A 7,855-nucleotide genomic window follows, 5' to 3' on the forward strand; every position below is an offset into this window, starting at 1 on the left:
GAGGGGCTGGCCCCTCGCACCCTCCGCCGACGCCAGAGCTGCCCCATGTCGAAGATCGTCCTCGTCTCCGCCGTCGCCCTGATCGACCCCGACGGCCGCGTGCTGCTTGCACAGCGCCCCGAGGGCAAGTCGATGGCGGGCCTCTGGGAATTCCCGGGCGGAAAGATCGAGCCCGGCGAATCGCCCGAGGCGGCGCTGATCCGCGAACTTCAGGAAGAGCTGGGCATCGACACGTGGGAGAGCTGCCTCGCGCCGCTCACCTTCGCCTCGCACCCCTACGAGAGCTTCCACCTGCTGATGCCTCTCTTCGCCTGCCGCAAATGGCAGGGCACACCGCAATCGCGCGAGGGCCAGGCGCTGAAGTGGGTCCGGGCCGCGGATCTGCGCGATTACCCAATGCCGCCCGCCGACATTCCCCTGATCCCGATCCTGCGCGACTGGCTCTAGTCGTTCGGAATTGTCCAGAACTTTCTGCGCCGCAGCAGGCGGATTTCCGCAAGAGACGGAGCCTCGCTTAGTCCTTAAGCACTAATCGTGCGCTTTCTTCTGGTTCCGTTAACGATTGTGTCGTATTCATATATTTGTAACACCCAAATCGGGAACCCATGCAATGCTTCGTACGATCATTCTAGGCACCTGCGTTTCCGTGCAGGGCATCTTCGAAAAGAAACTGCCCGACGGTCGTATCGCCGTTCGTGTTGGTACTCAGGTCTTTACCGGAACTCCGGTCGCCGCCTGATATTGCGCGCAAAACTTCGGACTTCCAGCTAAGCAACAGGCTCGGGCACCTCGCCCGGGCCTGTTTGCCTTTGGGCCACCCCATCCCGCCCGCATCACAGTTTCACGGAAACGAAAAAGGCGGCACCAATGGCGCCGCCTTCGATCTGTCTCCGATCGGGTCGATCAGAGCGTGCGCGCGATCTCCTCGCGCTCGAAGATCTCGATGACGTCCTGCGGACGGACATCTTCGTAGTTCTCGAAGGCCATGCCGCATTCCTGGCCCGACTGGACCTCGGCGACCTCGTCCTTGAAGCGCTTGAGCGTCTTCAGGGTGCCCTCGTGGATCACCACGTTGTCGCGCAGCAGGCGGACACCGGCGGAACGACGGGCCACGCCCTCGGTGACGAGACAGCCCGCAACCTTGCCGACGTTGGAGACCTTGAAGACTTCCTTGATCTCGGCGTAGCCGATGAAGTTCTCGCGGATCTCGTTCGACAGCAGGCCCGAGGCCGCTGCACGCACGTCGTCGACCAGGTCGTAGATCACCGAATAGTAGCGGATCTCCACGCCCTTCTGGTTGGCGCTGTTGCGCGCCGGCGCGTTGGCACGGACGTTGAAGCCGATGACCGGGCAGCCCGAAGCTTCGGCAAGGCCGATGTCGGTCTCGGTGATGGCGCCCACACCGTAGTGGATCACCCGCACGCGGACCTCGTCGTTGCCGACCTTCTCGAGCGCCTGGACGATGGCCTCGGCCGAGCCCTGCACGTCGGCCTTCACGACCACCGGCAGCTCGGAGACGTTCTCGTCGTCCTTGGCCTTCTTCATCAGCTGTTCCAGGGTCGTCGCGGCGCCTGCGGCGGCGCGCTTCTCCTTCGCGGCATGTGCGCGGTACTCGGCGATCTCGCGGGCCTGCGCCTCGGTCGAGGTGACGTTGAGAACGTCACCAGCCTCGGGCGTGCCGTTGAGGCCGAGCACTTCGACCGGAACCGACGGACCGGCTTCGGCAACGCGCTCGCCCTTGTCGTTGATGAGCGCGCGGACCTTGCCGTACTGCTCGCCCACGACGAAGATGTCGCCCTGCTTCAGGGTACCGTTCTGCACCAGGACCGTCGCGACCGGGCCACGGCCGACGTCGAGCTGCGCCTCGATCACGGCACCTTCGGCGGCGCGGTCGGGGTTGGCTTTCAGTTCCAGCAGTTCGGCCTGAAGCGCGATGGCTTCCAGCAGTTCGTCGAGACCCTGCCCGGTGTGGGCCGACACCTCGACGTCCTGCACGTCACCGGACATCTGTTCCACCACGACTTCGTGCTGGAGCAGGTCGGTGCGCACCTTGGTCGGGTTGGCCGACGGCTTGTCGATCTTGTTGATTGCCACGATCATCGGAACGCCGGCCGCCTTGGCGTGGTTGATGGCCTCGACGGTCTGCGGCATCACCGCGTCATCCGCCGCAACCACCAGCACCACGATGTCCGTCACCTGCGCGCCACGCGAGCGCATCGAGGTGAAGGCCGCGTGGCCGGGCGTGTCGAGGAAGGTCAGGATATCGCCACCCTTGGTCTGCACCTGGTAGGCGCCGATGTGCTGGGTGATGCCACCGGCTTCGCCTGCGGTCACGTTGGCCTGACGGATGCGGTCGAGCAGCGAGGTCTTGCCGTGGTCGACGTGACCCATGATCGTGATGACCGGGGGACGCGGCCTGAGATCTTCCGGCTTGTCGTCCGCCGTCTTGATCACGTCCTCCACGTCCGCGTCCGAGACGCGGGTGACGCGGTGGCCGAATTCCTCGATGATCAGTTCCGCGGTATCGGCGTCGATGGACTGGTTCTGGGTCGCCATGATGCCGCTCTGCATCAGTGACTTGACCACGTCCGCCACGCGCTCTGCCATGCGGTTTGCCAGTTCGGCGACGGTGATCGCCTCGGGCAACTGCACGTCGCGCACGACCTTCTCGCGGCTCTGGGCTCCGCCCATTGCCTTCTGGCGCGCACGCTCCTGCTTGCGCTTCATGGCAGCCATGGACTTCTGGCGTCCACCTTCGCCACCGAGCGCCTGATTCAGCGTCAGCTTGCCGGCACGGCGGTTGCCATCGTCGCGACCACGGGTCGAACGGCCACGCTCTTCGCGCTCGCGCTCGGCCTTGCGCATCTGCTGCGGCTGGCCCGCGGCCGGCTTGGCGGCACCGGCAGCGCCTGCGGCCGGGGCAGCGCCTGCAGCGGCACCACCCGCGCGGGCCGCGGCGGGGTCGGCGGACTTCGGAGCGGCAGCGGCAGCTTCGGCCTTCTTCGCGGCCTCGGCGGCTTCGCGAACCTTGCGCTCTTCTTCCTCGGCCTTGGCGCGGGCGCGCTCTTCGGCTTCGCGCTGATCGCGCTCTTTCTGTTCCTTCTCGGCCCGGAGACGCTCACGCTCTTCGGCGCGGGCCTTTTCCTCGGCCTCGCGCTGCGCGGCTTCCACGACCTCGCGGGCCTTCGCGGCCTGCAGCGCCTTCAGGCGGCGCTCCATCTCGGCATCGGAAATCCCGGCCGGGCGCTTGCCGCCCATGCCTCCGGGCGCGCTGCCACCCTTGGCGCCGCCGGCGCCGGGCTTCGGCACGACAACCCGCTTGCGCTTGGTTTCGACCACGACATTCTTGGTGCGGCCATGGCTGAAGCTCTGCTTCACGGAACCCGAACGGGGACCACCACCACGCACGCCCAGAGTCTTTTTGCCGTCGTTATCGCTCATTCAGCTCTCTTATCCTTTCCGGCGGCCCCTGCCGCCCCCGGCGGCTTTCGCCGCCTCGGCAGCCCCTGCTGCCGTCGCCGCATCGGTCCTTCCGACGCGCAGGCCCTTCAATCGTTGGGCTTCCTCTACAACACGTTTCGTGAGTCCACCAGCGCCAAGCGCGGCGTGTATCACCTTTTCCCGTCCAAAGGCCAGCCCCAGCTCGTCTGCGGTGAGCCAGCCGATGTACTTGCCCCCGTAGGGAGTCGACAATTTCGACTTGCCCCGCGACGAGCCATCCTCGGCCTGGATCAGCACGACCGCGTCTTCGCGGCCAAGCCAGTCCTTGACCTTCTCGTAGCCCGATACAGCCGAGCCCGACTTGCGCGCAAGGCTGATGAGCTCGACCACCCGGCGCGCGAGCATCTGCTCGATCAGCGTCGGAAGATCATCGGGCACCGTCACCGGTGCCTTGGCGGCGCGGGCGAAGAGCCCCTTCTTCGCCGCCTTCTCAAGTGCCGCGGGCTCGGAGGCGACCCAGATCCCGCGTCCGGGCAACTTGCCCGCGTGATCCGGCACCACCTGGCCCTCGGGTCCGACCACGAAGCGGATCAGGCCGGAGGCCGGCTGCGTCTCGCCCGTGGCGATGCAACGGCGTTCCGGCCCGTCGGCCCGGTCCTTGTCCTGGCCTCCGCGGCTCATGATCAGGCCTCTTCGCTCGTCTCGGCGTCGTCTTCGCCGTCAGCCTCTTCCTCGGCCTCGGGCTCAAGCTCGGACGGGTCGACCCATCCCAGCAGGACGCGCGCGGTCATGATGAGGTTCTGCGCCTCGGCGAGATCCACGTCGAACTTCTCGAGCAGGCCGTCGTCTTTCACACGCTCGCCGCCTTCGGTCGTCCAGCCACCGGCCAGTTCCCAGTCGGCGCAGGTGGCGAAATCCTCCAGCGTCTTCACGCCGTCTTCCGCCAGTGCCTCTACCATCTGGGGTGTCAGGCCCTCGAATTCAATAAGGCTGTCCTCGGCACCGAGCTCGCGGGCGTGTTCCAACGCCTTGCGGGCCTGCTCCTCGAGGAACTCGCGGGCACGGGTCGGAAGAGGAGGAGAGGGGTCCTCGTCGACGCCGTTGATGACCAGCAGCTCGTCAAGCTCGACGTAGGCCACTTCCTCGAGGTTGGTGAAGCCTTCGGCGACCAGCAGCTGGGCGAAGAACTCGTCGAGGTCGAGCGTGTCCATGAACAGCTTGGTGCGCTGCTCGAACTCGGCCTGACGGCGCTTGGACTCTTCCTCTTCGGTCATGATGTCGATGTCGAGACCGGTGAGCTGCGAGGCGAGGCGCACGTTCTGGCCGCGGCGGCCGATGGCCAGCGACAGCTGCTCGTCGGGCACCACCACCTCGATGCGCTCGGCGTCCTCGTCGAGAACCACCTTCGACACCTCGGCCGGCTGCAGCGCGTTCACCAGGAAGGTCGGCACGTCCTCGTTCCACGGGATGATGTCGATCTTCTCGCCCTGCAGCTCGTTCACCACGGCTTGCACGCGGCTGCCGCGCATACCGACGCAGGCGCCCACGGGGTCGATGGAGCCGTCATAGGAGATGACGGCGATCTTGGCGCGCGAGCCCGGGTCGCGGGCAACGGCCTTGATCTCGATGATGCCGTCGTAGATCTCGGGCACTTCCATCTTGAACAGCTCGGCCATGAATTCCGGCGAGGTGCGCGACAGGAAGATCTGCGGGCCGCGGGCTTCGCGGCGCACGTCCTTGATGTAGCAGCGGATGCGGTCCCCCGGGCGATAGCTCTCGCGGCCGATTTTCTCGTTACGGCGCAGGATGCCTTCGCCACGGCCGATGTCGACGATGACGTTGCCGTATTCCTCGCGCTTGACGGTACCGTTGATGATGGTGCCGGCGCGGTCCTTGAACTCGTCGTACTGGCGGTCACGCTCGGCTTCGCGGACCTTCTGCAGGATCACCTGCTTGGCCGACTGCGCGGCGATCCGGCCCATGTCGACCGGCGGCACCTCTTCGATGAACTGGTCGCCCACCTTGGGGTCGGCCATGTACTGCTTGGCCTGCTTGACCGTCAGCTCGGCCTGGTAGTTCTCGAGCTCCTCGTCCTCGACGACGGTGCGCACGCGGGTAAAGGTCGCACGGCCGGTGCGGCGGTCGATCTTCACGCGGATGTCCATCTCGGAGCCGTAGCGCGACTTGGCGGCACGGGCGAGGCTCTCTTCCATGGCCTCGATCACGAGGCCCGGGTCGATCATCTTCTCGCGGGCGACGGCCTCGGCGGTCTGAAGCAGCTCGAGCTGGTTGGCAGAGGTGATTGCCATGGGGTCTTACTCCTCGTCGGTGGCCGCGTCCTCGGCCTGAATTTCGTCGAATTGGGTATCGTCGTCGGCGTCGTCATCGCCCCGCGCCTTGCGGGCGCGCAGCATCTCGCGCATCAGCTCGTCGGTCAGGATGAGCTTGGCATCGGAAAGCCAGTCGAACTGCAGGCCGATGGTCTGGGTCTCGCCGTTCTCTTCGATGTTGAGCAGCACTTCGCCGCCCTCGACACCGGCGAGCACGCCTTGCCAGCGCTTGCGGCCGTCGATCAGCTCGTCCGTCTGGATCTTGGCATCATAGCCCTCGAAGGTCTCGAAATCCTTGAGACGGGTCAGCGGGCGGTCGATGCCGGGGCTGCCGACCTCGAGCACGTAGCTGTCGAGGATCGGATCCTCGACGTCGAGCACCGCCGACACGGCGGTCGAGATGTCGCCGCACTCGTCGATTTCGATCCCGCCCTCGGGGCGTTCGGCCATGATCTGAAGCGTGGCGGTCTTGCCGCCCATCAGGCGAATGCGCACGAGTTCGAACCCCATGTCCTCGATGACGGGGGCGACGATCTCAGCGAGACGCCGGTCGATGGCGGATTTGGCGATCAGGTCGGTCATTGGGTCCGGGTCCGATTGGGCACAAAAAAACGGGCGCGCGGCCCGTCGATGTTTCCCGGTGGAACTTCGGAGAACCTCCGACGCGCCGCTGTCAAAGGGCGATATACGCTGCGCGATTCGATTCCGCAAGGGGGGAGCATCGGGCAGCATCGCGACCTCTCGCCGCCGCCCGGTCCCAGGGCACGCGTCAGGCGAAGCGGCCCTCGCGCGCCAGCACCTCGATCTGGTAGCCATCCGGGTCGGCCACGAAGAAGAACTTCGCCACCACCTCGCCCGCCGGCGCGAATTCCACCAGCTTGCGCGGGTTCAGCCCTTCGGCGGTGAAGCGCGCATGCTCGGCCTCGAGATCGGCGACCGACACCGCGAGGTGGCCGTAACCGTCGCCCAGGTCGTAGGGCTCGGTCCGGTCCTTGTTTACCGTCAGCTCGAGCTCGAAGCCGGTCTCGGCGTTCGACAGGTAGACCAGCGTGAACTCGGGGAAGTCGAGCCGGTCGGCGACGGTCAGGCCGAAGGCGGTCTCGTAGAAGGCCAGCGAGCGCGCCTCGTCGAGAACCCGGATCATGCTGTGGATGGCCTTGGCCATGACGGTTTTCCTTTCCTGCGAAGGGCGACCTCGGGATGCGTTGCCGTGAGGCGGGCCGCCCGCTATAGGGCTGTGAACCGGATCGCACGAGGAGACAAAGATGTCCAACGCACAGCTCGAAGCCGCCATCGAAGCCGCCTGGGAGGCGCGCGACACGATCACCCCCTCGACCGGCGGCGAGACCCGCGAAGCCATCGAGGACACGCTCGAAGCGCTCGATTCGGGCAAGCTGCGCGTCGCCGAGAAGCAGGCGGACGGCAACTGGCAGGTGAACCAGTGGGCCAAGAAGGCCGTGCTGCTCGGCTTCCGCATCAAGGACATGGAGATCCACGACAACGGCCCGCAGGGCGGCGGCTGGTGGGACAAGGTCGACAGCAAGTTCAAGGGCTGGGGCAACAACCAGTGGAAGGCCGCGGGCTTCCGCGCCGTGCCGAACTGCGTCGTCCGCAAGTCCGCCTACATCGCGCCGGGCGTGGTGCTGATGCCGTCCTTCGTGAACCTCGGCGCCCACGTCGGCGAAGGCACCATGGTCGACACCTGGGCGACCGTCGGCTCCTGCGCGCAGATCGGCAAGAACGTGCACCTCTCGGGCGGCGTCGGCATCGGCGGCGTGCTCGAGCCGCTGCAGGCCGGCCCGGTCATCATCGAGGACAACTGCTTCATCGGCGCCCGCTCCGAGGTGGTCGAGGGCTGCATCGTGCGCGAGGGCTCGGTTCTGGGCATGGGCGTGTTCATCGGCCAGTCGACCAAGATCGTCGACCGCGAAACCGGTGAAGGGGTGTACGGCGAAGTGCCGCCGTACTCGGTGGTCGTGGCGGGCTCGATGCCCTCGAAGAACGGCATCAGCCTCTACTGTGCGGTCATCGTGAAGCGCGTCGACGCGAAGACCCGCTCGAAGACCGGCATCAACGAGCTGCTG

General features: G+C 66.3%; 8 protein-coding genes. 3 read left to right on the forward strand and 5 right to left on the reverse strand.

What is annotated here, in order from left to right:
• Positions 1-45: 45 nt before the first annotated feature.
• Positions 46-447, forward strand: coding sequence for an 8-oxo-dGTP diphosphatase MutT (gene mutT, locus HC022_RS14795; protein WP_167452956.1), 402 nt, complete (start codon positions 46-48; stop codon positions 445-447).
• A gap of 163 nt (positions 448-610) precedes the next feature.
• A complete protein-coding gene (locus HC022_RS29665; protein WP_085954141.1) occupies positions 611-739 on the forward strand; it encodes a hypothetical protein in 129 nt (42 codons plus the stop codon).
• A 164-nt stretch (positions 740-903) separates the two neighbouring features.
• Here HC022_RS29665 and infB read toward each other — a convergent pair whose 3' ends face one another.
• The 5 genes from infB to HC022_RS14820 form a co-directional block, all read right to left on the reverse strand.
• Complete coding sequence (gene infB / locus HC022_RS14800; protein ID WP_167452957.1) at positions 904-3,441, reverse strand: translation initiation factor IF-2; 2,538 nt, start codon at positions 3,439-3,441, stop codon at positions 904-906.
• A gap of 9 nt (positions 3,442-3,450) precedes the next feature.
• Positions 3,451-4,122, reverse strand: a complete 672-nt coding sequence (locus HC022_RS14805) for an RNA-binding protein (RefSeq protein ID WP_167452958.1) — start codon at positions 4,120-4,122, stop codon at positions 3,451-3,453.
• A gap of 2 nt (positions 4,123-4,124) precedes the next feature.
• On the reverse strand, positions 4,125-5,750 hold the full coding sequence (gene nusA, locus HC022_RS14810) for a transcription termination factor NusA (protein WP_167452959.1): 1,626 nt from the start codon (positions 5,748-5,750) through the stop codon (positions 4,125-4,127).
• Positions 5,751-5,756: 6 nt separating this feature from the next.
• On the reverse strand, positions 5,757-6,353 hold the full coding sequence (rimP, locus tag HC022_RS14815; protein ID WP_008886920.1) for a ribosome maturation factor RimP: 597 nt from the start codon (positions 6,351-6,353) through the stop codon (positions 5,757-5,759).
• A 187-nt stretch (positions 6,354-6,540) separates the two neighbouring features.
• Complete coding sequence (locus HC022_RS14820) at positions 6,541-6,936, reverse strand: VOC family protein (RefSeq protein ID WP_008886657.1); 396 nt, start codon at positions 6,934-6,936, stop codon at positions 6,541-6,543.
• A gap of 100 nt (positions 6,937-7,036) precedes the next feature.
• Here HC022_RS14820 and dapD point away from each other — a divergent pair.
• The coding region (dapD, locus tag HC022_RS14825; protein ID WP_167452960.1) for a 2,3,4,5-tetrahydropyridine-2,6-dicarboxylate N-succinyltransferase at positions 7,037-7,855 on the forward strand (819 nt) is incomplete at its 3' end.

This window comes from Salipiger sp. HF18 (assembly GCF_011806505.1).
Taxonomy (GTDB): Bacteria; Pseudomonadota; Alphaproteobacteria; order Rhodobacterales; family Rhodobacteraceae; genus Salipiger; species Salipiger thiooxidans.

Excerpts from the sequence above, each read along its gene's own strand:
- mutT (WP_167452956.1), top strand. The coding sequence starts at position 46 with ATGTCGAAGATCGTCCTCGTCTCCGCCGTCGCCCTGATCGACCCCGAC.
- HC022_RS29665 (WP_085954141.1), top strand. The coding sequence starts at position 611 with ATGCTTCGTACGATCATTCTAGGCACCTGCGTTTCCGTGCAGGGCATC.
- infB (WP_167452957.1), bottom strand. The coding sequence starts at position 3,441 with ATGAGCGATAACGACGGCAAAAAGACTCTGGGCGTGCGTGGTGGTGGT.
- HC022_RS14805 (WP_167452958.1), bottom strand. The coding sequence starts at position 4,122 with ATGAGCCGCGGAGGCCAGGACAAGGACCGGGCCGACGGGCCGGAACGC.
- nusA (WP_167452959.1), bottom strand. The coding sequence starts at position 5,750 with ATGGCAATCACCTCTGCCAACCAGCTCGAGCTGCTTCAGACCGCCGAG.
- rimP (WP_008886920.1), bottom strand. The coding sequence starts at position 6,353 with ATGACCGACCTGATCGCCAAATCCGCCATCGACCGGCGTCTCGCTGAG.
- HC022_RS14820 (WP_008886657.1), bottom strand. The coding sequence starts at position 6,936 with ATGGCCAAGGCCATCCACAGCATGATCCGGGTTCTCGACGAGGCGCGC.